Annotated in this window: 21 protein-coding genes and 1 other annotated feature; of the genes, 15 read left to right on the plus strand and 6 right to left on the minus strand. The window is 50.9% G+C overall.

Annotation, left to right across the window (positions count from 1 at the left end; all coding sequences use genetic code 11):
- Positions 1-56 precede the first annotated feature (56 nt).
- Complete coding sequence (gene creD, locus FDX24_RS22405) at positions 57-1,403, plus strand: cell envelope integrity protein CreD (RefSeq protein ID WP_061067200.1); 1,347 nt, start codon at positions 57-59, stop codon at positions 1,401-1,403.
- A gap of 60 nt (positions 1,404-1,463) precedes the next feature.
- On the opposite strand, the gene arcA is transcribed toward creD, so the two are convergent.
- Positions 1,464-2,180, minus strand: a complete 717-nt coding sequence (gene arcA / locus FDX24_RS22410; RefSeq protein ID WP_001194359.1) for a two-component system response regulator ArcA — start codon at positions 2,178-2,180, stop codon at positions 1,464-1,466.
- A gap of 95 nt (positions 2,181-2,275) precedes the next feature.
- Between arcA and yjjY the strand changes: the two genes are divergently transcribed.
- From yjjY to thrC, 6 genes are all read left to right on the plus strand, one after another.
- Positions 2,276-2,416, plus strand: coding sequence for a protein YjjY (yjjY, locus tag FDX24_RS22415; RefSeq protein ID WP_001541509.1), 141 nt, complete (start codon positions 2,276-2,278; stop codon positions 2,414-2,416).
- 399 nt (positions 2,417-2,815) lie between these two features.
- A complete protein-coding gene (locus FDX24_RS22420; protein WP_061067201.1) occupies positions 2,816-3,502 on the plus strand; it encodes a tRNA/rRNA methyltransferase in 687 nt (228 codons plus the stop codon).
- A 206-nt stretch (positions 3,503-3,708) separates the two neighbouring features.
- Positions 3,709-3,835: a sequence feature (Thr leader region), on the plus strand.
- A complete protein-coding gene (gene thrL / locus FDX24_RS22425) occupies positions 3,714-3,779 on the plus strand; it encodes a thr operon leader peptide (protein WP_032337689.1) in 66 nt (21 codons plus the stop codon). It overlaps the preceding feature by 66 nt.
- A 23-nt stretch (positions 3,836-3,858) precedes the next feature.
- Positions 3,859-6,321 (plus strand): bifunctional aspartate kinase/homoserine dehydrogenase I, encoded by a 2,463-nt coding sequence (gene thrA / locus FDX24_RS22430; protein ID WP_137364958.1) that lies wholly within the window; start codon positions 3,859-3,861, stop codon positions 6,319-6,321.
- Position 6,322: 1 nt separating this feature from the next.
- Entirely contained in the window at positions 6,323-7,252 is a 930-nt protein-coding gene (gene thrB, locus FDX24_RS22435) for a homoserine kinase (RefSeq protein ID WP_048212756.1), read from the plus strand.
- Positions 7,253-7,255: 3 nt separating this feature from the next.
- A complete protein-coding gene (gene thrC / locus FDX24_RS22440) occupies positions 7,256-8,542 on the plus strand; it encodes a threonine synthase (RefSeq protein ID WP_124020734.1) in 1,287 nt (428 codons plus the stop codon).
- 84 nt (positions 8,543-8,626) lie between these two features.
- Here thrC and yaaA read toward each other — a convergent pair whose 3' ends face one another.
- Positions 8,627-9,400: a peroxide stress protein YaaA gene (gene yaaA, locus FDX24_RS22445; protein WP_137364959.1), complete on the minus strand. Its 774-nt coding sequence runs from the start codon at positions 9,398-9,400 to the stop codon at positions 8,627-8,629.
- 77 nt (positions 9,401-9,477) lie between these two features.
- The gene (locus FDX24_RS22450; protein ID WP_137364960.1) at positions 9,478-10,908 is read right to left on the minus strand and encodes a sodium:alanine symporter family protein; all 1,431 of its coding nucleotides are present in this window, start codon (positions 10,906-10,908) and stop codon (positions 9,478-9,480) included.
- A 274-nt stretch (positions 10,909-11,182) separates the two neighbouring features.
- Here FDX24_RS22450 and tal point away from each other — a divergent pair, with 274 nt between their 5' ends.
- The 3 genes from tal (at position 11,183) to FDX24_RS22465 (ending at position 14,266) form a co-directional block, all read left to right on the plus strand.
- Positions 11,183-12,136, plus strand: coding sequence for a transaldolase (gene tal / locus FDX24_RS22455; RefSeq protein WP_005124064.1), 954 nt, complete (start codon positions 11,183-11,185; stop codon positions 12,134-12,136).
- Positions 12,137-12,246: 110 nt separating this feature from the next.
- Positions 12,247-12,834 (plus strand): molybdopterin adenylyltransferase, encoded by a 588-nt coding sequence (mog, locus tag FDX24_RS22460; protein WP_003018973.1) that lies wholly within the window; start codon positions 12,247-12,249, stop codon positions 12,832-12,834.
- 124 nt (positions 12,835-12,958) lie between these two features.
- Positions 12,959-14,266 carry an MFS transporter gene (locus FDX24_RS22465; RefSeq protein WP_137364961.1) on the plus strand — a complete coding sequence of 436 codons (1,308 nt, stop codon included), beginning with the start codon at positions 12,959-12,961 and terminating at the stop codon, positions 14,264-14,266.
- Positions 14,267-14,300: 34 nt separating this feature from the next.
- On the opposite strand, the gene satP is transcribed toward FDX24_RS22465, so the two are convergent.
- The 3 genes from satP to FDX24_RS22480 form a co-directional block, all read right to left on the minus strand.
- Positions 14,301-14,867, minus strand: a complete 567-nt coding sequence (gene satP, locus FDX24_RS22470; protein WP_003018969.1) for an acetate uptake transporter — start codon at positions 14,865-14,867, stop codon at positions 14,301-14,303.
- Positions 14,868-15,021: 154 nt separating this feature from the next.
- Positions 15,022-15,729, minus strand: a complete 708-nt coding sequence (gene msyB / locus FDX24_RS22475; protein WP_137364962.1) for an acidic protein MsyB — start codon at positions 15,727-15,729, stop codon at positions 15,022-15,024.
- A gap of 33 nt (positions 15,730-15,762) precedes the next feature.
- The gene (locus tag FDX24_RS22480; RefSeq protein WP_003018965.1) at positions 15,763-16,167 is read right to left on the minus strand and encodes a DUF2541 family protein; all 405 of its coding nucleotides are present in this window, start codon (positions 16,165-16,167) and stop codon (positions 15,763-15,765) included.
- Positions 16,168-16,551: 384 nt separating this feature from the next.
- Between FDX24_RS22480 and dnaK the strand changes: the two genes are divergently transcribed.
- The 5 genes from dnaK to FDX24_RS22505 all read left to right on the plus strand — a co-directional run bounded on the left by dnaK (position 16,552) and on the right by FDX24_RS22505 (position 23,713).
- Positions 16,552-18,474, plus strand: a complete 1,923-nt coding sequence (gene dnaK / locus FDX24_RS22485) for a molecular chaperone DnaK (RefSeq protein ID WP_003018959.1) — start codon at positions 16,552-16,554, stop codon at positions 18,472-18,474.
- 85 nt (positions 18,475-18,559) lie between these two features.
- Positions 18,560-19,693 (plus strand): molecular chaperone DnaJ, encoded by a 1,134-nt coding sequence (gene dnaJ, locus FDX24_RS22490; RefSeq protein ID WP_003837322.1) that lies wholly within the window; start codon positions 18,560-18,562, stop codon positions 19,691-19,693.
- Between the two features lie 441 nt (positions 19,694-20,134).
- Positions 20,135-20,899, plus strand: a complete 765-nt coding sequence (locus FDX24_RS22495) for an outer membrane protein OmpK (protein WP_137364963.1) — start codon at positions 20,135-20,137, stop codon at positions 20,897-20,899.
- 20 nt (positions 20,900-20,919) lie between these two features.
- Positions 20,920-22,413: a sulfatase gene (locus tag FDX24_RS22500; protein WP_137364964.1), complete on the plus strand. Its 1,494-nt coding sequence runs from the start codon at positions 20,920-20,922 to the stop codon at positions 22,411-22,413.
- Between the two features lie 103 nt (positions 22,414-22,516).
- Positions 22,517-23,713 carry an anaerobic sulfatase maturase gene (locus FDX24_RS22505; RefSeq protein ID WP_137364965.1) on the plus strand — a complete coding sequence of 399 codons (1,197 nt, stop codon included), beginning with the start codon at positions 22,517-22,519 and terminating at the stop codon, positions 23,711-23,713.
- Positions 23,714-23,728 lie beyond the last annotated feature (15 nt).

The following is a 23,728-nucleotide window of genomic DNA, read 5'->3' on the forward strand; positions in this document are numbered from 1 at the left end:
TTCAAATTCCCCGCACATAGCTGTTTTACCTTGCTGATATCGCAAAGGAGAACGCTATGTTTAAATCCCCCCTGTTTTGGAAAATAGTCACCTTAGGTGGCGCTATGCTGCTGCTGTTAATTCCACTGACGATGATCAGGCAGATTATTGTTGAGCGGTCGGACTACCGTAGTGAGGTAGAAGATGCTATTCGACAGAGCACCAGTGGGCCGCAAAAGGTGGTAGGCCCGCTGATTGCTGTCCCGGTGACGGAACTGTATACCGAGCTGGAAGGTGACAAACAGATCCAGCGAAAGCGCAGCTACATCCACTTCTGGTTGCCGGAATCACTGGTTGTTGAGGGTAACCAGAACGTTGAAGCGCGGAAGATAGGTATTTATGAAGGACAGGTTTGGCACAACGATTTATCGGTGAAGGCTGAGTTTAACGCCGAACGGCTGAGCGATTTAAACCATCCCAATGTCAGCGTCGGTAAACCGTTTATTGTGGTTGGCGTGGGCGACGCGCGCGGGATTGGCGTCGTGAAGGCTTCGCAGATTAATGGAACATCGCTGGCGGTCGAACCCGGTACTGGGCTGGATGGCCGTGCTCAGGGGATCCACATTCCGCTACCGGATGCCGGCTGGGCGGAAAAAAATCTCAGTGTCGTGTTGTCGCTTAATCTGAGTGGAACCGGTGATTTTTCTGTCGTCCCGGTTGGTCGTAATAGCGAAATGACTGTGACCAGCAACTGGCCACACCCTAACTTTCTCGGCGATTTTCTTCCGGCTAAGCGTGAAATCAGTGAGTCAGGGTTTAAGGCGCAATGGCAAAGTAGCTGGTTCGCGAATAATCTGGGAGAACGCTTCGGCGATGAGAAGATTGGCTGGCAGGGCATGCCTGCGTTTAGCGTCGCTGTGGCTACGCCTGCGGATCAGTATCAACTGACAGATCGGGCGACAAAGTATGCCATTTTATTGATTACACTGACTTTCATGTCTTTCTTTGTGCTCGAGAGTATGACCAGTCTGCGTCTGCACCCGATGCAGTATCTGTTGGTGGGATTATCACTGGTGATGTTCTATTTGCTGTTGTTGGCGCTGTCGGAGCATGTGGGTTTTACTGCGGCGTGGATTACGGCAAGCCTGGTAGGCGCGCTGATGAACGGCGTGTATTTACAGGCGATACTACAGGGATGGCGTAACAGTCTGTTTTTTACCGCAGCATTGCTGGGACTGGATGGCGTGATGTGGGTACTGTTGCGTTCGCAGGACAGCGCGTTACTGCTGGGAACGGGCGTGCTGTTACTGGCGCTTTGTGGGGTGATGTTCCTGACGCGTCATCTTGACTGGCACCGGCTTGCACAGCCAAAGCCCAAAAAGGAGAACGCAACTGAGGACGATGAATTACGGTTGTGGAAATAGGGGCGTAGTAGAATGAAAAACGGCGCATAAAGCGCCGTTTTTATACCAGTCAGGATGACATTAATCCTGCAGATCGCCGCAGAAACGGTAGCCTTCACCGTGAATGGTAGCGATGATTTCTGGTGTATCCGGTGTGGATTCGAAATGCTTACGAATACGGCGGATTGTTACGTCAACGGTACGGTCATGCGGCTTCAGTTCGCGGCCGGTCATTTTTTTCAGCAGTTCTGCGCGAGACTGGATCTTGCCCGGATTCTCGCAGAAGTGAAGCATGGCACGGAATTCGCTACGTGGCAGTTTATACTGCTCGCCGTCAGGGCCAATCAGAGAGCGGCTATTGATGTCCAGCTCCCAACCATTGAACTTGTAGCTTTCGACGCTACGACGCTCTTCGCTCACTGTGCCCAGATTCATGGTGCGGGACAGCAGGTTACGAGCACGGATAGTCAGTTCGCGTGGGTTAAACGGCTTGGTGATGTAATCGTCAGCGCCGATTTCGAGGCCGAGAATTTTATCGACTTCGTTATCACGGCCCGTCAGGAACATCAGTGCAACGTTAGCTTGTTCGCGAAGTTCACGCGCTAACAGAAGACCATTTTTACCTGGCAGATTGATATCCATAATCACAAGGTTGATGTCATATTCAGAGAGGATCTGATGCATTTCCGCGCCATCTGTCGCCTCGAATACATCATAGCCTTCCGCTTCGAAAATGCTTTTCAACGTGTTACGTGTTACTAACTCGTCTTCAACGATAAGAATGTGCGGGGTCTGCATGTTTGCTACCTAAATTGCCAACTAAATCGAAACAGGAAGTACAAAAGTCCCTGACCTGCCTGATGCATGTCGTAAATTAACATGATCGGCGTAACATGACTAAAGTACGTAATTGCGTTCTTGATGCACTTTCCATCAACGTCAACAACATCATTAGCTTGGTCGTGGGCACTTTCCCTCTGGACCCGACAGTGTCAAAAACGGCTGTCATCCTAACCATTTTAACAGCAACATAACAGGCTAAGACGTACCGGACACCCAATAAAACTACGCTTCGTTGACATATATCAAGTTCAATTGTAGCACGTTAACAGTTTGATGAAATCAACGTATCTAAATGATAGCTTTCATCACAAAATTGCAATATTACAACTAGTTGCACGCGCTAATTAATAAATGTAATGAATCCAATCTATGAGAACCATTCTAAATCAAATTATCATGGATAAACAGAAGGATATGCAACTTCTGTTAACATAAAAAGCAATAGTACATGCAGGAAATAGTTTAGCATTTTTTACTGAATGTGAAATGCTTTTTCAGTGATTTCTGTTAAAAATATGTAAATTCGCGCTGCGTAATATGTTGATGCACATCACATAATTATCTGCAGGCCGGTCAAAAAGAGTATCAAAATGCGTTTAACAATTATTCTGGTTGCTCCCGCCAGAGCCGAAAATATTGGCGCGGCAGCTCGTGCTATGAAAACCATGGGATTCACACAAATGCGGATCGTTGATAGCGAGGCTCATCTGGCGCCTGCGACGCGATGGGTTGCGCATGGCTCGGGTGATATTATTGATAATATTAACGTTTTTCCAACATTAGCGGAGGCGCTTCACGACGTGGATTTTACCGTCGCCACCACGGCGCGCAGCCGGGCGAAGTTTCATTATTACGCCACGCCGGTCGAATTGGTTCCCCTGTTGCAGGAAAAATCAACGTGGATGGATCACGCCGCGCTGGTTTTTGGTCGTGAAGATTCGGGGTTAACCAACGAAGAATTGGCTCTGGCGGATGTACTCACCGGTGTACCTATGGTGGCTGACTATCCATCACTCAATTTGGGGCAGGCGGTGATGGTGTATTGCTATCAATTAGCAGGTTTAATACAACAACCGGCCAGAAACATTGAGGTGACGGATGAGCATCAGCTACAGGCATTGCGCGAACGTGTTTTGCGTTTATTAGCCACGCTGAACGTTTCTGACGACATTAAGCTGACGGACTGGCTGCAACAGCGAATGGGTCTGTTAGAGCAGCGAGACACGGCAATGTTGCACCGTTTTTTACATGATATCGAAAAAAGTATTACAAAATAAAATGTCTTCTTTGTTTTATTTTTTAGTGTTTGATTCTGACTTCAAGTGGGGTGCGCACGCTGTATTGGTTGAAAATAAAAGGGCAAGCAGTCGCTCGTGAACAAGTTTCGGAATGTGATCAATTTAAAAATTTATTGACTTAGGTCAGCAGATACTTTAACCCTAAAAGAATACAAGACAGGCCATAAATAATTACAGAGCACACAACATCATGAAACGCATCAGCATCACCATTACAACAACCATCACCATTACCACAGGTAACGGTGCGGGCTGACGCGTACAGGAAACACAAGAAAAAGCCCGCACCTAAACAGTGCGGGCTTTTTTTTCGACCAAAGGCAACGAGGTAAACCATGCGAGTGTTGAAGTTCGGCGGTACATCAGTGGCAAATGCAGAGCGCTTTCTGCGAGTTGCCGATATTCTGGAAAGCAATGCCAGGCAGGGGCAGGTCGCGACCGTGCTCTCTGCCCCCGCAAAAATTACCAACCATCTGGTGGCGATGATTGAGAAGACCATCGGTGGTCAGGACGCTTTAGCCAATATCAGTGACGCCGAACGTATTTTCTCAGAGCTTTTGGTTGGTCTCGCCGCCGCGCAGCCGGGTTTTCCGCTGGCTCCGCTCAAAGCCTTCGTTGAACAAGAATTTGCCCAAATTAAACATGTCCTGCACGGTATCAGCCTGCTGGGACAGTGCCCGGACAGCATCAATGCCGCGCTTATTTGCCGTGGCGAAAAAATGTCGATCGCTATCATGGCAGGCCTGCTGGAGGCGCGCGGGCACCACGTTACCGTTATCGATCCGGTCGAGAAATTGCTGGCGGTAGGCCATTACCTCGAATCTACCGTTGATATCGCCGAATCTACGCGCCGCATTGCCGCCAGTCGTATTCCTGCGGACCACATGATTTTGATGGCAGGCTTTACTGCCGGGAATGAAAAAGGTGAGTTGGTGGTGTTGGGGCGCAATGGCTCCGACTACTCTGCCGCCGTACTGGCCGCCTGTTTACGCGCGGACTGTTGTGAGATCTGGACCGATGTTGACGGCGTATATACTTGCGATCCGCGCCAGGTACCCGACGCCCGATTGCTGAAGTCGATGTCTTATCAGGAAGCGATGGAGCTTTCTTATTTCGGCGCCAAAGTTCTGCATCCGCGCACCATTACCCCAATTGCCCAGTTCCAGATCCCGTGCCTGATTAAAAATACCGGCAATCCACAAGCGCCGGGCACGTTGATCGGCGCCAGCGGTGATGAAGACGATTTGCCGGTGAAAGGTATTTCTAACCTTAATAACATGGCGATGTTTAGCGTCTCCGGCCCTGGAATGAAAGGTATGGTAGGCATGGCGGCGCGCGTTTTTGCCGCGATGTCGCGTGCGGGCATCTCGGTGGTGCTGATCACGCAATCCTCTTCTGAATACAGCATCAGCTTCTGCGTTCCGCAGGGCGACTGCGCGCGTGCGCAACGCGCGATGCAGGATGAATTCTATCTCGAACTGAAAGAAGGCCTGCTCGAGCCGCTGGCGGTGACTGAGCGTCTGGCGATTATCTCGGTTGTGGGTGATGGTATGCGCACGCTGCGCGGTATCTCGGCGAAATTCTTTGCTGCGCTGGCCCGCGCCAACATCAATATCGTGGCCATCGCGCAAGGCTCGTCTGAGCGTTCTATTTCGGTGGTGGTGAATAACGACGATGCAACCACTGGCGTACGCGTCACCCATCAGATGCTGTTCAACACCGACCAGGTGATTGAAGTCTTTGTCATTGGCGTAGGCGGGGTGGGTTCAGCACTGCTTGAGCAGCTCAAGCGCCAGCAAAGCTGGTTGAAGGGCAAACATATCGATCTGCGCGTGTGCGGCGTGGCGAATTCGAAGGCTCTGCTGACCAACGTCCATGGTTTGAATCTGGAAAACTGGCAGGCGGAGCTGGAAAGCGCGAAAGAGCCATTCAACCTTGGGCGCTTAATTCGTCTGGTAAAAGAATATCATCTGCTTAATCCGGTGATCGTCGACTGTACGTCAAGCCAGGCGGTGGCGGATCAATATGCTGATTTCCTGCGCGAAGGCTTCCATGTGGTTACGCCGAACAAAAAGGCCAACACCTCGTCGATGGATTACTACCATCAGCTGCGTTTTGCAGCGGCGAAGTCCCGGCGTAAATTCCTCTACGATACCAACGTGGGCGCGGGCTTGCCGGTTATTGAAAACCTGCAAAATCTACTCAGCGCAGGTGATGAATTGCAGCGTTTCTCCGGTATTCTTTCCGGCTCGCTGTCGTTTATTTTCGGCAAGCTGGATGAAGGAATGAGCTTCTCGCAAGCCACCAGCATGGCGCGTGAGATGGGTTACACCGAACCTGACCCGCGTGACGATCTTTCCGGTATGGACGTAGCGCGTAAGCTGCTGATCCTCGCCCGTGAAACCGGTCGTGAGCTGGAGCTTTCTGACATTGTTATTGAGCCGGTCCTGCCAAAAGAGTTTGATGATTCCGGTGATGTTTCCGCGTTTATGACGAAATTGCCGCAGCTGGATGACGAGTTTGCCGCGCGCGTGGCGAAAGCCCGTGATGAGGGTAAAGTATTGCGCTATGTTGGCAATATTGAAGAAGATGGCGTCTGTCGCGTGAAAATAGAGGCAGTAGACGGCAACGATCCGCTGTTCAAAGTGAAAAACGGTGAAAACGCGCTGGCGTTTTACAGCCACTATTATCAGCCGCTACCGCTGGTGCTGCGTGGATATGGTGCGGGTAACGACGTGACGGCTGCGGGCGTATTCGCCGACCTGCTACGCACCCTTTCATGGAAGTTAGGAGTCTGACATGGTGAGAGTTTATGCCCCGGCTTCCAGTGCCAATATGAGCGTCGGGTTCGATGTGCTTGGCGCGGCGGTAACCCCCGTAGATGGTTCACTGTTGGGTGACGTGGTCTCGGTTGAGACGGCTGACCAGTTCAGCCTGAACAATCTCGGGCGTTTTGCTAACAAGCTGCCGTCTGAGCCGCGAGAAAATATCGTCTACCAGTGCTGGGAGCGTTTCTGTCAGGAGTTGGGTAAAAACGTTCCGGTGGCGATGACGCTGGAAAAAAATATGCCGATTGGCTCCGGGTTAGGCTCCAGCGCCTGTTCCGTTGTGGCGGCGCTGGTCGCGATGAATGAGTACTGCGGTAAACCGCTCAACGATACGCGACTGTTGGCGATTATGGGTGAACTGGAAGGGCGTATCTCCGGCAGTATTCACTACGATAATGTCGCCCCGTGCTTTTTGGGCGGCATGCAGCTAATGATCGAAGAAAACGGCATTATCAGCCAGCAGGTGCCAGGCTTTGATGAGTGGCTGTGGGTGCTGGCATATCCAGGTATTAAAGTTTCCACAGCGGAAGCGCGGGCGATTTTACCTGCGCAATATCGTCGTCAGGACTGTATTGCCCACGGGCGACATCTGGCTGGATTTATCCATGCCTGCTATTCCCGTCAGCCTGGGCTTGCCGCGAAGCTGATGAAGGACGTCATTGCTGAGCCGTACCGTACCCGCTTGCTGCCTGGCTTTAGCCAGGCGCGTCAGGCGGTAGCGGAAATCGGCGCGCTGGCCAGCGGCATCTCCGGCTCGGGGCCGACGCTGTTCGCCTTATGCGATAAGCCGGATACGGCACAGCGCGTAGCAGACTGGCTGGGTAAAAATTACCTGCAAAATCAGGAAGGCTTTGTTCATATTTGCCGGCTGGACACGGCGGGCGCACGGGTACTGGGATAATCAATGAAACTCTATAATCTGAAAGATCACAACGAACAGGTCAGCTTTGCGCAGGCCGTCACGCAAGGGCTTGGCAAGAATCAGGGATTGTTTTTTCCACACGAGCTGCCGGAATTTAATCTGACAGAAGTGGATGAGATGCTGAACCAGGACTTCGTCAGCCGCAGCGCTAAGATCCTTTCCGCATTTATTGGCACGGAGATCCCACAAGAGATCCTGGAGGAGCGCGTGCGTGCGGCGTTTGCCTTCCCGGCACCGGTCGCTCAGGTCGAAGGTGATATCGGCTGTCTGGAGCTATTCCATGGTCCGACACTGGCGTTTAAAGACTTTGGCGGGCGCTTTATGGCGCAAATGCTAACGCACATCAGCGGCGACAAACCGGTGACAATACTGACTGCGACATCCGGAGACACCGGGGCCGCAGTTGCACATGCTTTTTATGGCCTGAAAAATGTGCGTGTGGTGATCCTCTACCCAAATGGCAAGATCAGCCCATTACAGGAAAAACTGTTCTGTACGCTGGGCGGCAATATTGAAACTGTCGCCATCGACGGTGATTTTGATGCCTGCCAGGCGCTGGTGAAACAGGCGTTTGATGATGAAGAGCTGAAGGCTGCTCTGGGGCTGAATTCCGCAAACTCCATCAACATCAGTCGCCTGCTGGCGCAAATCTGCTACTACTTTGAAGCCGTGGCTCAACTGCCGCAAGAGGCGCGGAATCAGCTGGTTATTTCCGTTCCCAGCGGTAACTTTGGCGATTTGACCGCCGGGCTGCTGGCGAAATCACTGGGCTTACCGGTGAAGCGCTTTATTGCGGCAACTAACGTCAACGATACGGTTCCGCGTTTCCTTGCTGAAGGTGAGTGGGCGCCGAAAGCGACTCAGGCGACGTTATCGAATGCCATGGATGTCAGCCAGCCGAACAACTGGCCGCGCGTGGAAGAACTGTTCCGCCGTAAAATTTGGCGTCTGAATGAGCTGGGTTATGCCGCCGTTGATGATGCAACGACGCAGGACACCATGCGCGAACTGCAGAAGATTGGTTACACCTCAGAGCCGCATGCGGCGGTGGCGTATCGTGCACTGCGTGACCAGTTGAATCCGGGCGAATATGGCCTGTTCCTTGGCACCGCACATCCGGCGAAATTTAAAGAAAGCGTTGAACAGATTCTGAATGTCACGCTGGATCTACCAAAAGAGCTGGCTGAACGTGCAGACTTGCCGCTGCTTTCGCATCATCTGCCCGCTGATTTTGCGCAACTGCGTAAGCTGATGATGACTCGCGGTTAATGGTGGTGCCCGCTGGCGCTTTGCTTAGCGGGCCTACAAAACCTGCAGGCCGGATAAGGCGTTAGCCGTCATCCGGCATGTAAATTATTGCTCGTGGCGTTTAAACACCAGTTCGCCGTTTCCTGACGCTTCTTCATCAAAGAAATAGCCTTCGCTGTTAAAAGCGGTCAACTGTTCTGGCTGCGTTAAGCGGTTTTCAATGATGTAGCGGCTCATCAGGCCGCGGGCTTTTTTGGCATAGAAGCTGATGACTTTGAATTTGCCGTTCTTCTCATCAAGGAATACCGGTTTAATCAGTTCTGCGCTCAGCTTTTTCGGCTTCACGGATTTAAAATACTCGTCTGAGGCGAGGTTAATCACCACGCTGTCGCCTTGTGCTCCCAGCGCTTCGTTAAGTTTATCGGTGATGGTATCTCCCCAGAACTGATAGAGATCTTTACCCTTCGCATTGGCCAGACGAATGCCCATCTCCAGACGGTAGGGTTGCATCAAATCCAGCGGGCGCAGAACACCATACAGCCCGGACAGCATGCGTAAATGCTGCTGAGCGAAGTCGAAATCCGCCTCGCTGAAGGTTTCAGCCTGCAGTCCGGTATACACGTCGCCCTTAAACGCCAGAATGGCCTGGCGCGCATTGTCCGGCGTGAAGTCAGGCTGCCAGTCATGGAAACGCGTGGCATTCAAATCCGCCAGCTTGTCGCTAATTCCCATCAGCTTACCAATCTGTGGCGCAGAGAGCTGGCGCGCCACATGGATAAGCTGCTGAGAGTGATCCAGCAGTTCGGGTAGCGTATGGCGTGTCGTTGCCAGCGGACTTTGGTAGTCGAGCGTTTTTGCAGGTGAAATCAGAATCAGCATATCCAGTCCTTGCAGGAGATTTACTGCGACTTTAGCAAAAAAAACGACAGAATTGATCGATGGTTGTGATTGCCGCGCTAGCTGCGCGGCGTTTCATCCCATGTATCCGGTGCAAGCTGTTGTCTGATATCAGGATAACGGTGCGGATCAAATTCCGGGCGCACACCGAGTTTGCGCTGGCGCAGATAGTCGCTGGCGATGGTATGGACAACCGGAGAAAGCAGCAGAATTGCCGTCAGGTTAGTGATGGCCATACAAGCCATAATGATATCGGCCAACTGCCAGACCAACGGGAAGCTGACTAATGTTCCGCCGATAACGGTGCTAACGGTGGCGATGCGCAATAGCCAGATGACACGCATATTGTCCAGTTTCAGGAAGACGAGATTGTTTTCCGCATAGATGTAGTTGGCGACAATTGAGCTAAAGGCAAACAGAATCACAATAAATGCGACAAACCCAGCCCCCCATTCGCCGGTCAGTGAGACCATGGCCTTCTGCAGCAACTGGATGCCTTCCATGGGCACATAGCCGGCGCCATTGCCCGCCAACAGAATAATCATGGCGCTGGCCGTACAGACAACGAGAGTGTCGCCTAACACACCGATCATTTGCACAATGCCTTGTGCCGCAGGATGCGGTGGCCAGGAGGCTGCTGACGCGGCTGCATTCGGCGTAGATCCCATTCCGGCTTCGTTAGAAAACATGCCGCGCTGAAAACCGTTGGCAATAGCCTGGCTTAGCGTATATCCGGCCGCACCCGCCGCGGCTTCCTGCCAGCCAAAGGCGCTTTTTATAATGGTGACGATAATGTCGGGAAGCTGCTCGATATGCCACAGGCAGATGATGATGCTACATCCAACCCACAGCAGCGCCATGATCGGCACAAACCATTGCATCAGACGGGCAACACCATTAATACCGCCAATGATCACCAGGAATGACAGTATCGCCAAAGCGATGCCGGAAGCGAGGGGAGGGATGTCGAACGCAAATGCCAATGCGCGGGAGACAGAGTTTGCCTGAACGCTGTTAAAAATCAGTCCATAGGCAATAAGTAAAAAGATGGCAAAGAGTACGCCCATCCAGCGCATGCCCAGCCCACGTGCCATATACCACGCAGGGCCACCGCGGAACTGTCCTTTGCTATCGCGTTCTTTATACAGTTGCGCGAGTGAGCACTCGGCGAATGACGTTGCCATACCAATGACTGCTGAAACCCACATCCAGAAGACGGCCCCTGCGCCGCCAGCGGCGATCGCCAACGCTACGCCGGCCAGGTTCCCGCTACCAATACGTGCGGCAAGACTGGTGCACAATGCCTGAAACGAGGTTAAGCCACCCGGCTGCGGGCTAATGCTGTTTTTAAGACTTGTGCCAAACTGGCGAATGTAGCGGAACTGCACGAACCCGGTACGCCAGGTGAACCAACATCCTGCACCAAGCAGGAGGTAGATCATCACCGAACCCCAGAGTATTTCATTAATAAACAAGAAAAAATCAGGCATTAACATCCCTCTTGTTGATGCCGGTACGCGCGAATATTCCCATGTAAGCGCTACCAATTATCGAACAGTATATACCTTGTCAGGTGAGTGATTGCGGGAGTTTACCATAACAATGGGGATAACCCTTAATTGCGCATCAGGGGCTTTAAGATGCGTAATCGGGAATGAGCAGTGAGTTGGACAATCCCGGCGGTTGCGCTGAGAGTGCGTCGTGCTATCATCAGGGAAGATCGGTTACATCCCCCTAACAAGCTGTTTAAAGAGAATCGCTATCATGACGGACAAATTGACCTCCCTTCGTCAGTTCACCACAGTAGTGGCCGACACCGGAGACATCGCGGCAATGAAGCTGTATCAGCCTCAGGATGCCACAACTAACCCTTCTCTCATTCTTAACGCAGCGCAGATCCCAGAATACCGCAAGCTGATTGATGACGCTGTAGCCTGGGCTAAGCAGCAGAGCAACGACCGCGCTCAACAGGTTGTCGACGCGACCGACAAACTGGCCGTCAATATCGGTCTGGAGATCCTGAAACTGGTCCCGGGTCGTATCTCTACTGAAGTTGATGCTCGCCTGTCCTACGACACCGACGCGTCTATCGCGAAAGCAAAACGTCTGATCAAACTGTACAACGATGCTGGCATCAGCAACGATCGTATTCTGATCAAACTGGCTTCTACCTGGCAGGGTATCCGTGCCGCTGAGCAGCTGGAAAAAGAAGGCATCAACTGTAACCTGACTCTGCTGTTCTCCTTCGCGCAGGCGCGTGCATGTGCTGAAGCTGGCGTATACCTGATTTCTCCGTTCGTTGGTCGTATTCTTGACTGGTACAAAGCCAACACCGACAAGAAAGAGTATGCACCGGCAGAAGATCCGGGTGTGGTTTCCGTAACGGAAATCTACGAGTACTACAAACAGCACGGTTACGAAACCGTAGTCATGGGCGCGAGCTTCCGTAACATCGGCGAAATCATTGAGCTGGCAGGCTGCGATCGTCTGACGATTGCTCCGGCACTGCTGAAAGAGCTGGCGGAAAGCGAAGGCGCTATCGAACGTAAACTGTCCTTCTCCGGTGAAGTGAAAGCGCGTCCTGCACGCATCACCGAAGCTGAGTTCCTGTGGCAGCACAACCAGGATCCGATGGCTGTAGACAAACTGGCGGACGGTATCCGTAAGTTTGCTGTAGACCAGGGTAAACTGGAAAAAATGATCGGCGATCTGCTGTAATCATTAGAGCGTGGCCCTGATATGGGTCACGCTACCTCTTCTGAAACCTGTCTGTCCTTCCTTTCGCAGTGTATCATTCTGTTTAACGAGACTGTTTAAACGGAATAATTATGAATACTTTACGCATTGGCCTGGTTTCCATTTCTGACCGTGCTTCCAGCGGCGTTTACCAGGATAAAGGTATCCCGGCCCTTGAAGAGTGGCTGGCATCTGCCCTTACCACCCCTTTTGAGCTGCAAACGCGACTGATCCCGGATGAACAGGCGATCATCGAACAGACCTTATGCGAGCTGGTGGATGAAATGAGCTGTCATCTGGTGCTGACTACCGGCGGAACGGGGCCGGCCCGTCGCGACGTGACGCCAGATGCCACGCTTGCCGTCGCTGACCGTCAGATGCCGGGCTTTGGCGAACAGATGCGCCAGATAAGTCTGCACTTTGTGCCAACGGCGATCCTCTCTCGTCAGGTCGGCGTGATTCGTAAACAGGCGCTGATCCTGAATCTGCCGGGGCAGCCGAAATCGATCAAAGAAACGCTGGAAGGCGTGAAAGATGCTGACGGTAAGGTTATCGTGCCGGGTATCTTTGCAAGTGTACCGTATTGTATACAGCTATTGGATGGGCCGTATGTGGAAACCGCACCGGCTGTTGTAGCATCTTTTCGTCCTAAAAGCGCAATTCGCGATACAAACGCCTGAAAGTAGCCCGATCGTGACATAAGTGCCAATCACAGTGGAGTATTGAATTGTTTACGATATAGTAATTTTTGCTTTACATATATCGACAGACAGATTCAATAACTCCACTGACTGATGGTTTGCTATGTCACAACACACTCGACCGCTGAATCGCCAGGATTATAAAACTCTTACGCTTGCTGCCCTCGGCGGTGCGCTTGAGTTTTATGATTTCATTATCTTCGTCTTCTTTGCCGCTGTTGTTGGTGAACTCTTCTTCCCGGCAGACATTCCTGAGTGGCTACGTCAGGTGCAAACCTTCGGCATTTTTGCCGCCGGATATCTGGCGCGTCCGCTGGGTGGCATCATCATGGCGCACTTTGGCGACCTGGTCGGGCGCAAGAAAATGTTTACCCTGAGCATTTTGCTGATGGCGATACCGACGCTGGCGATTGGTCTTTTGCCTACCTACGCCTCAATGGGGATCCTCGCACCGCTGCTGTTACTGCTGATGCGCATTTTGCAAGGCGCTGCCATCGGCGGAGAAGTGCCGGGCGCGTGGGTGTTCGTGGCGGAGCACGTACCGGAGCGCCGCATCGGCATTGCCTGTGGCACGCTGACCGCCGGGCTAACGGTGGGAATTCTGCTGGGATCGGTGGTGGCGACGCTGGTGAACACCAGTTTTACGCAACAGGCGGTGCATGACTACGGCTGGCGTATCCCGTTCCTGCTGGGGGGCGTTTTTGGGCTGGTGGCGATGTACCTGCGCCGCTGGCTGCAGGAAACGCCCATCTTCCTCGAAATGCAGCAGCGAAAAGCACTTGCGCAAGAGCTACCGGTGAAGTCGGTGGTGAGTAAGCATAAAAAAGCGGTGGTTATTTCAATGCTGCTGACCTGGCTGTTATCGGCCGGGATTGTGGTGGTGATCCTGATGTCGCCCGTCTGGTTGCAAAAGCAGTATGGCTTCGCTCCCGCGCTAACGTTACAGGCCAACAGTGTCGCTACCATTATGCTGTGCGTCGGCTGTCTGCTGGCCGGGTTTATTGTCGACCGGGTCGGCGCCAGCAAAACCTTTACTGTCGGCAGCCTGCTGCTGGCCTGTTCGAGCTGGTTTTTCTATCACCTGACCGGCAGCCATCCTCAGCACTTGTTCCTGTTATACGGGCTGGTGGGATTATGCGTTGGCGTGGTCGGCGCAGTGCCTTATGTTATGGTGCGGGCGTTTCCGGCGGAAGTCCGTTTTACCGGTATTTCCTTTTCCTATAACGTCTCATATGCCATTTTTGGTGGTCTGACGCCAATCGCCGTGACGATGTTAATGAGCGTGTCGCCAATGGCTCCAGCCTGGTATGTGCTGGCGTTATCGCTGGTGGGGTTAGGTCTGGGGATTTGGCTGCGACAGGATATTTATCATCGCGATACGAGCGTACAGGGAGAGTTACAGCGTTTGTAAGGAATATCCCCCCGTAAGGGGGGATATTGTCAGATTAGTGCGCTTCACCAATCGGCAGGATGGTACGGCCAAACTGTTCGTTCAGCACTTCACCCATCGCCAGGTAAATGGCGCTTGCGCCACACACTAAGCCAACCCAACCCGCTACGTGAATGATTGCTTCGTTACCTGCAATGTTGCCAACGGCCAGCAGGGCGAACAGCACGGTCAGGCTCAGGAACACGAACTGCAGCATGCGCGCGGCTTTCAGCGTACCGAAGAACATGAACAAAGTGAACACGCCCCACAGACCCAGGTAAGCGCCCAGGAACTGACCATTGGTTGCATCCGCGAGGCCCATTTTCGGCATCAGCAGAATCGCAACCAGCGTCAGCCAGAACGAACCGTAGGAGGTAAAGGCGGTTAAACCGAAGGTGTTGCCTTTTTTATATTCCAGAAGACCGGCAAAAATTTGCGCGATACCGCCGTAGAAAATGCCCATCGCCAGAATAATAACGTCTAAAGCGAAGAAACCCGCGTTATGCAGGTTAAGCAGAATGGTGGTCATGCCAAAGCCCATCAGGCCCAGCGGTGCCGGATTAGCCAACTTAGTGTTGCCCATAATTCCTCAAAATCATCATTGATTGAATGGTGAAATAGTTTCCCCAAATAACGATCGCTGTCTTCGGGGCGCGGCATAATAATCAGGGGAGAGGGCACTGTCTATGATCTCACGAAGGGAAAATGAATTATTTTCCCTGTGATGGGCATCACGCTTATGTGTGGTTGAGCATTCTGCGCAGGCAGGCGATGTGGAGTACCGCTGGGATCGTCACGCGATAAGCGCTGCCGCTCACCGCTTTAACCCCGTTTAAGGCTGCACCTACCGGGCCGCCAAGTCCGGCTCCGCGCAGTAATCCGTGCCCGATGACGCTAACAGCAGCGTGCGTACGCAGAATTCGGGTTAACTGGCCGGAGAGCAGGTGAGACACCCCTTTTGCCAGATTGCGGTCTTTCATTAATAGCGGCAACAGTTCTTCCAGCTCAGAGACTTTTGCATCGACCGACTGCAGAAATTCTTGCTTGTGCTCAGCATCCATTTTTTGCCAGGCGTTGCGTAAAAAGTGCTCCAGCAGATATTGTTCAATTTCGAACGTAGACATTTCTTTATCTGCTTTGAGCTTTAGCCGCTTTGAGACATCCAGCAAAATCGCCCGATACAGTTTTCCATGTCCACGGAGTTTATTGGCAATGCTGTCACCGCCGTAATGTTGAAGCTCGCCTGCGATTAATTGCCAGTTGCGGCGGTGCTGTTCCGGGTGTCCTTCCATCGATTTAAATAAATCGTTGTGGTTGAGAACGCTCGACAGACGGGCTTTCCCCTTTTCATTATGCGTAAGCAGGCGGGTAATATTGGCGAGCTGCTCCTCACTGCAATGCTGAAGAAAATCGAGATCGTCGTCATTCAAATAGGTGACATTCATGTTTCTATGGCTTTTGAATAAAAGTATGGGGAATTAGTCGTCGCCGATGATTTTCAGCGTCGCCATATCAGAAGAGTTCACCGTATGACCGGAGAAGGTAATTTTTTTCACGCAGCGCTTATTGTCGTTGTCGCTATTGATGTTGATCCAATTGGTCGTTTGCCCTTCTTTGATGGAGGAAGGCACGTTCAGACTCTGGCTGGACATGCGCGCAGCTTTGAAATAAACCGATGCACCACTGAGCTGTAAATCACCATGATCGGCCGTAAGTTGAATGCGTTTCACCACGCGGCAAACGGGAAGTTTCAGCGTCAGATCGTTGGTTTCATTACGGGGCATGGCGATCACGCCGAGGACTTTATGATCATTAGCGTGTGCGGCGCTGCTCAGTAGCAGGCCCATAAGCAGGCTGGCGGAAAGGGTTAATACGGATTTCATGGAATTTCTCTTTGACGGCTGTAAAAGTGTGTCGTTTCAGACCATCTTACCGCTGTCAGAATCACGATTCATGCTTGTAATCTTTTCTTTTTATTACAATTTTTTCGTGAATAACTTTGCCATTTTCATTGGTTTTATGAATTAATTTTAATTGGCGACTATTCATTTTTTCAGCTTTCTGCCTTTTCTCTACGATTTTATCGCCACTGCGCTAAAAAAAAATTTTCATGCCCCCCTTGATGACGTGGGTTACGACCCCATCTTGTAAGCAACCGCAGTGGTGAGTCTGAAAAAAAACGATTCAGGGTAGTTGAAACCGCACGTTTCGCCCTTATTACAGATTCACAACCACATGATGACCGAATTTTTAGTGGAGACGTTTAGATGGGTAAAATTATTGGTATCGACCTGGGTACTACCAACTCTTGTGTAGCGATTATGGATGGCACTACTGCACGTGTGCTGGAGAACGCCGAGGGCGATCGCACCACGCCTTCTATCATTGCTTATACCCAGGATGGTGAAACTCTGGTTGGTCAGCCGGCTAAACGTCAGGCAGTGACAAACCCGCAAAACACCCTGTTTGCGATTAAACGCCTGATTGGCCGCCGCTTCCAGGACGAAGAAGTACAGCGTGATGAAGCAATCATGCCGTACAAAATCATCGGTGCTGACAACGGTGATGCATGGATTGACGTAAAAGGTCAGAAACTGGCACCGCCGCAGATTTCTGCTGAAGTGCTGAAAAAAATGAAGAAAACCGCTGAAGATTACCTGGGTGAGCCGGTAACTGAAGCCGTTATCACCGTACCTGCATACTTTAACGATGCTCAGCGTCAGGCAACTAAAGACGCCGGTCGTATCGCAGGTCTGGAAGTAAAACGTATCATCAACGAACCAACCGCAGCTGCGCTGGCTTACGGTCTGGATAAAGAAGTTGGCAACCGTACTATCGCGGTATATGACCTCGGTGGTGGTACTTTCGATATCTCTATTATCGAAATCGACGAAGTTGACGGCGAAAAAACCTTCGAAGTTCTGGCAACCAACGGTGATACCCACCTGGGTGGTGAAGACTTCGACAGCCGTATGATCAACTACCTGGTTGACGAGTTTAAGAAAGATCAGGGTATCGACCTGCGTAATGACCCGCTGGCGATGCAGCGTCTGAAAGAAGCCGCTGAGAAAGCGAAGATTGAGCTGTCTTCCGCTCAGCAGACCGACGTGAACCTGCCGTACATCACTGCAGACGCGACCGGTCCGAAACACATGAACATCAAAGTGACCCGTGCGAAACTGGAAAGCCTGGTTGAAGACCTGGTTAACCGTTCTATCGAGCCGCTGAAAGTTGCTCTGCAGGATGCTGGCCTGTCCGTATCTGATATCAACGACGTTATCCTCGTTGGTGGTCAGACGCGTATGCCGATGGTGCAGAAGAAAGTCGCTGAGTTCTTCGGTAAAGAACCGCGTAAAGACGTTAACCCGGACGAAGCCGTAGCAATCGGTGCTGCTGTTCAGGGTGGTGTATTGACCGGTGATGTTAAAGACGTGCTGCTGCTGGACGTTACCCCGCTGTCTCTGGGTATCGAAACCATGGGTGGCGTGATGACTCCGCTGATCGCGAAAAACACCACTATCCCGACCAAGCACAGCCAGGTGTTCTCTACCGCTGAAGACAACCAGTCTGCGGTAACCATCCACGTGCTGCAGGGTGAACGTAAACGCGCTGCTGATAACAAAGATCTGGGTCAGTTTAACCTGGATGGTATCAGCCCGGCTCCGCGCGGTATGCCGCAGATCGAAGTTACTTTTGACATCGATGCCGACGGTATCCTGCACGTTTCCGCGAAAGACAAAAACAGCGGTAAAGAGCAGAAGATCACCATCAAGGCTTCTTCTGGTCTGAACGAAGAAGAAATTCAGAAAATGGTTCGCGAAGCAGAAGCGAACGCAGAATCTGACCGTAAGTTTGAAGAGCTGGTTCAGACCCGTAACCAGGGTGACCATCTGCTGCACAGCACTCGTAAGCAGGTTGAAGAGGCAGGCGACAAACTGCCGGCTGACGACAAAACAGCCATCGAGTCTGCACTGACCGCGCTGGAAACTTCTCTGAAAGGTGAAGACAAAGCGGATATCGAAGCGAAAATGCAGGCGCTGGCACAGGTTTCCCAGAAACTGATGGAAATCGCTCAGCAGCAGCACGCACAGCAACAGGCTGGTGCAGCAGGCGCTGATGCTTCTGCAAATAACGCGAAAGATGACGACGTTGTCGACGCCGAGTTTGAAGAAGTGAAAGACAAAAAATAATCGCCCTTTGAACGGGTAATTACTGGCACGGGCGAAGAGGTTTCCTCTCCGCCCGTGCACGCATGTTAGGGGCAGATAAAAAGAGATGGCTAAGCAAGACTATTACGAGATTTTAGGCGTTTCCAAATCAGCGGAAGAGCGTGAAATCAAAAAGGCCTACAAGCGCCTGGCCATGAAATATCACCCGGATCGCAACCAGGGTGATAAAGAGGCCGAAGCCAAGTTTAAAGAGATCAAAGAAGCGTACGAGATCCTGACCGATGCGCAAAAACGTGCGGCCTACGATCAGTACGGTCATGCTGCGTTTGAGCAAGGCGGCATGGGCGGCGGCGGCGGTTTTGGCGGCGGGGCTGACTTCAGCGATATCTTTGGTGACGTGTTTGGCGATATCTTTGGCGGCGGTCGTGGTCGTCAGCGCGCCTCACGTGGTGCTGATTTACGTTACAACATGGATCTCACTCTGGAAGAAGCTGTGCGTGGCGTCACCAAAGAGATCCGTATTCCGACGCTGGAAGAGTGTGACGTTTGCCACGGTAGCGGCGCGAAGGCAGGCACTCAGCCACAAACCTGTCCAACCTGTCACGGTTCCGGCCAGGTGCAGATGCGTCAGGGCTTTTTTGCCGTACAGCAGACCTGTCCGCACTGTCAGGGCCGCGGTACGTTGATCAAAGATCCGTGCAACAAATGCCACGGGCATGGTCGCGTTGAGAAAAGCAAAACGCTGTCCGTTAAAATCCCGGCAGGCGTTGACACCGGCGACCGTATCCGTTTGTCTGGTGAAGGCGAAGCCGGTGAGCATGGCGCGCCAGCAGGTGATCTGTACGTGCAGGTGCAGGTTAAACAGCACCCAATCTTCGAGCGTGAAGGCAATAACCTGTACTGCGAAGTGCCGATTAACTTTGCAATGGCAGCCCTGGGTGGCGAGATTGAAGTCCCGACGCTGGATGGTCGCGTGAAGCTAAAAATTCCGGGCGAAACGCAAACTGGCAAACTTTTCCGCATGCGTGGAAAGGGCGTCAAGTCTGTACGCGGTGGCGCTCAGGGAGACCTGCTGTGCCGCGTGGTAGTGGAAACTCCGGTTGGCCTGAATGACAAGCAGAAGCAACTGCTGAAAGATTTGCAGGATAGCTTTGGTGGCCCGACGGGTGAACAAAACAGCCCGCGTTCCAAAAGCTTCTTCGACGGCGTGAAGAAATTCTTTGACGATTTGACGCGCTAAAATAAAAGTAGAGAAAAGGCCATTTCAGCGATGAGATGGCCTTTTTTTTACCTGGCAGATGGATATCCAGACCCTTACCGGCATCGGATATATTATTTTACCTTGTTGGAATAGTATGATGTGTGGAGCAGTGCTACGGTTTTAGAACTAACATCTTTTTTGACTATTCACAACCGCATACCTGGTTGATGTGATTGTTTTAACATCAATAAATAATCACGGCCAACCTAATTTAAAAGGCAACTACAGTCATATTTCTGGCGAAATAATTACTTATCTCCTCTCAAACAACATATTCTGACACACTACCAGTAATAACGATTCACCTTCCTTGATGTGAGATTTACATCACTATCCTGTCATTCTATTTCATTATTATTTGTCACCGCGGTAACACAATATTTATTGATGGATTAATTATAATTATGGGGAATACATTCAATGCCTCGGATAAAAAATGGACTATTAGCTTGTCTTATACTTATAGTGCCTTCTCTTTTTAGCCATGCAGCACAAGCTCTGGAGTATAAAAATTCTTTTGGGTCGATTAATGCCGGTTATGCCGACTGGAATAGCGGATTTGTCAATGTACATCGTGGCGAGGTTTGGAAAGCAACAGCGGATTTTGGTGTCAATTTTCGAGAAGCCGAATTTTACTCATTTATTGAAAGTAATGTGTTAAATCATGCTGTAGCCGGTCGAAATCATACGGTGTCGGCGATGACCCATGTGCGTCTCTTTGATTCTGATTATACCTTCTTTGGCAAGATTTATGGCCAGTGGGATAACTCCTGGGGCGACGATCTGGATATGTTTTATGGTCTGGGTTATCTCGGCTGGAGCGGAGATTGGGGGTTTTTAAAACCCTATATAGGTTTGCATAACCAATCTGGTGATTATGTATCACAACGATATGGACAAACCAGCGGCTGGAATGGCTACGTTATTGGCTGGACTGCGGCTTACAATTTTACTTTATTTGGTGAGAAAGTTGTTTTATCTGACTGGAATGAAATTGAGCTTGATAGAAATGATGCTTATGCGGAACAGCAATTTGGCCGGAATGGATTAAATGGCGGATTAACACTGGCGTGGAAATTTTATCCACGATGGAAAGCTACAGTGACGTATCGCTATTTTGAAAACAAACTGGGTTATGACGGTTACGGGGATCAGATGATTTATATGATTGGGTATTCATTTTAAATAAAACCAAAGGATCGGAAATGAAAAAAACAGTCGTGGCGAGTTTGGTTGGACTGGCATTATGTGCCGGGAGCGCATTACAAACAACATATGCAGCTTCAGCGAAACAGCCTAATTTAGTGATTATTATGGCTGATGATTTGGGCTATGGCGATCTCGCGACTTATGGCCATCAAATCGTCAAAACGCCTAATATCGACAAGCTGGCACAGGAAGGGGTGAAATTTACCGACTACTATGCGCCCGCGCCGCTGTGCTCTCCTTCTCGTGCGGGTTTATTAACGGGACGTATGCCATTCCGTACAGGGATCCGTTCCTGGATCCCTGAAGGCAAAGATGTCGCGTTGGGACGGAATGAACTGACGATTGCCAACCTGTTAAAGCAACAGGGGTATGACACGGCGATGATGGGGAAATTGCACCTGAATGCCGGGGGCGATCGCACCGATCAACCGCAGGCGAAGGACATGGGGTTTGACTACACCCTGGTAAACCCGGCGGGATTCGTCACGGATGCTACGCTTGATAGCGCAAAAGAACGTCCCCGCTATGGCATGGTGCATCCCACTGGCTGGATCCGTAATGGACAGCATATTGGTCGTGCTGACACCATGAGCGGCGAGCTTGTCAGTTCTGAAGTCGTCAACTGGCTGGATAACAAGAAAGACGACAAACCGTTCTTCTTATATGTCGCGTTCACGGAAGTTCACAGTCCGCTGGCCTCACCGAAAAAGTACCTCGACATGTATTCGCAATATATGAGCGCTTACCAGAAACAGCATCCGGATCTGTTTTATGGCGACTGGGCGGATAAGCCGTGGCGAGGAACAGGCGAATACTACGCGAACATCAGCTATATGGATGCTCAGGTCGGTAAAGTAATGGATAAGATCAAGGCAATGGGTGAAGAAGATAACACCATTGTCATTTTCACCAGTGATAACGGCCCAGTGACACGCGAGGCTCGCAAAGTATATGAACTGAACCTTGCGGGTGAAACGGATGGGCTTCGCGGCCGTAAAGATAACCTTTGGGAAGGCGGTATCCGTGTTCCGGCAATCATCAAGTACGGTAAACATATTCCGCAGGGGATGGTAACGGATACGCCAGTTTATGGTCTTGACTGGGTGCCGACGTTAGCAAACATGATGAATTTTAAACTGCCAACAGATCGTACCTACGATGGGCAGTCTCTGGTTCCATTACTTGAACAGAAAACGTTAGCACGTCAGAAACCACTCATCTTTGGCATTGATATGCCGTTCCAGGATGATCCTACTGACGAATGGGCGATCCGTGATGGCGACTGGAAGATGATTATCGATCGTGAAAATAAACCCAAATACCTCTACAACCTGAAAAAAGATCGCTTTGAAACGCTTAATCAGATTGGGAAACAACCTGAAATCGAGAAACAACTGTATGGCAAGTTCCTGAAATACAAACAGGACATTGACAACGATTCGCTGATGAAAGCTCGCGGTGACAAGCCAACGCCAGTCACCTGGGGCTAACTGAATAATTATAAGAAACATAAGGTATGCCACTTAGGGCTATGCCCGCCTGGTTCAACGCTTTTGTGCTGAGCCAGGTTCTTTTATTTATGGAGCTATCACAATGCAGACAAAAAGTTGTCAGGTCATGATTAAACCGACAGGCTCGGTATGTAATCTGGACTGTAAATACTGTTTTTATCTGGAAAAGGAGATGCTTTATCCGGATAGAAAAGCGAATTACAGAATGTCAGATGACATGCTCGAGTTATTCATCAAACAGCATATTGCCGCGCAGGATGTGAATGACGTGATTTTTGCGTGGCAGGGGGGAGAACCTACGCTGATGGGGTTGGCATTTTATCGGCGAGCGCTGGCATTGCAGCAGCGTTATTCTGGCGGTAAAACGATTATAAATACCTTCCAGACTAACGGTATATTGATTGACGACGAATGGGCTATTTTTTTTAAGCAACACGCCTTCCTGGTGGGCGTTTCTATTGATGGTGATGCCGCGTTACATGATGAATGGCGGGTTACTCGTTCGGGTAAACCGACGCATGGGAAAGTTGAACAGGCCGTTAAATGTCTGGTACGCCACGGTGTAGTATTTAATACGCTGACGGTGGTGAATCGCACGAATATGCATCACCCGGTGCGAGTCTATAACTATCTGAAAAGCATTGGCAGTCGCTATATGCAGTTTATTCCGCTCATCGAAAGAAGCGCTGAAGAGGGTGGTATTGGTCTGGCACATCCTGAAGGCGGACAAACAAGAATGATGCCGTGGTCGGTTGATTCACTGCAATTTGGCCATTTTCTCAACGCTATTTTTGATGTCTGGGTCCGTAACGATATTGGTGATATCGGTATACAGATATTTGAGCAGACGCTCGCGGCGTGGTGCGGGTTACCACCGCAGGTATGCGTGTTTGCGCCAACCTGCGGTAGCGCATTCGCCATGGAAATGAACGGCGATGTGTATAACTGCGATCATTTTGTGTATCCGCAGTACAAGTTGGGGAATATTCAGGATTCGACGCTGCGCGCGATGAACAATAGCGAAAAAAACCGGCAGTTTGGCGAGGATAAGCGACGCACAATGGCACAAGAATGTGACTCCTGCTCATGGCAGTTCGCCTGTTATGGCGGTTGTCCTAAGCATCGTTTTTTGCCGTCAATATCAGGTAAAAGAAATCACAACTATTTGTGCGCGGGATATAAGTCGTTTTTCTCTCATACCGCAATGACGATGAGTGCCATGAAAACACTCTATGAAAATGGTTTTTCACCTGTAGAGATAAAATCAGTATTTGCTTGAACGTATCGTATTCGC

The sequence above is a fragment of the Citrobacter sp. wls716 genome, assembly GCF_005280975.1.
Lineage (GTDB): Bacteria > Pseudomonadota > Gammaproteobacteria > Enterobacterales > Enterobacteriaceae > Citrobacter > Citrobacter youngae.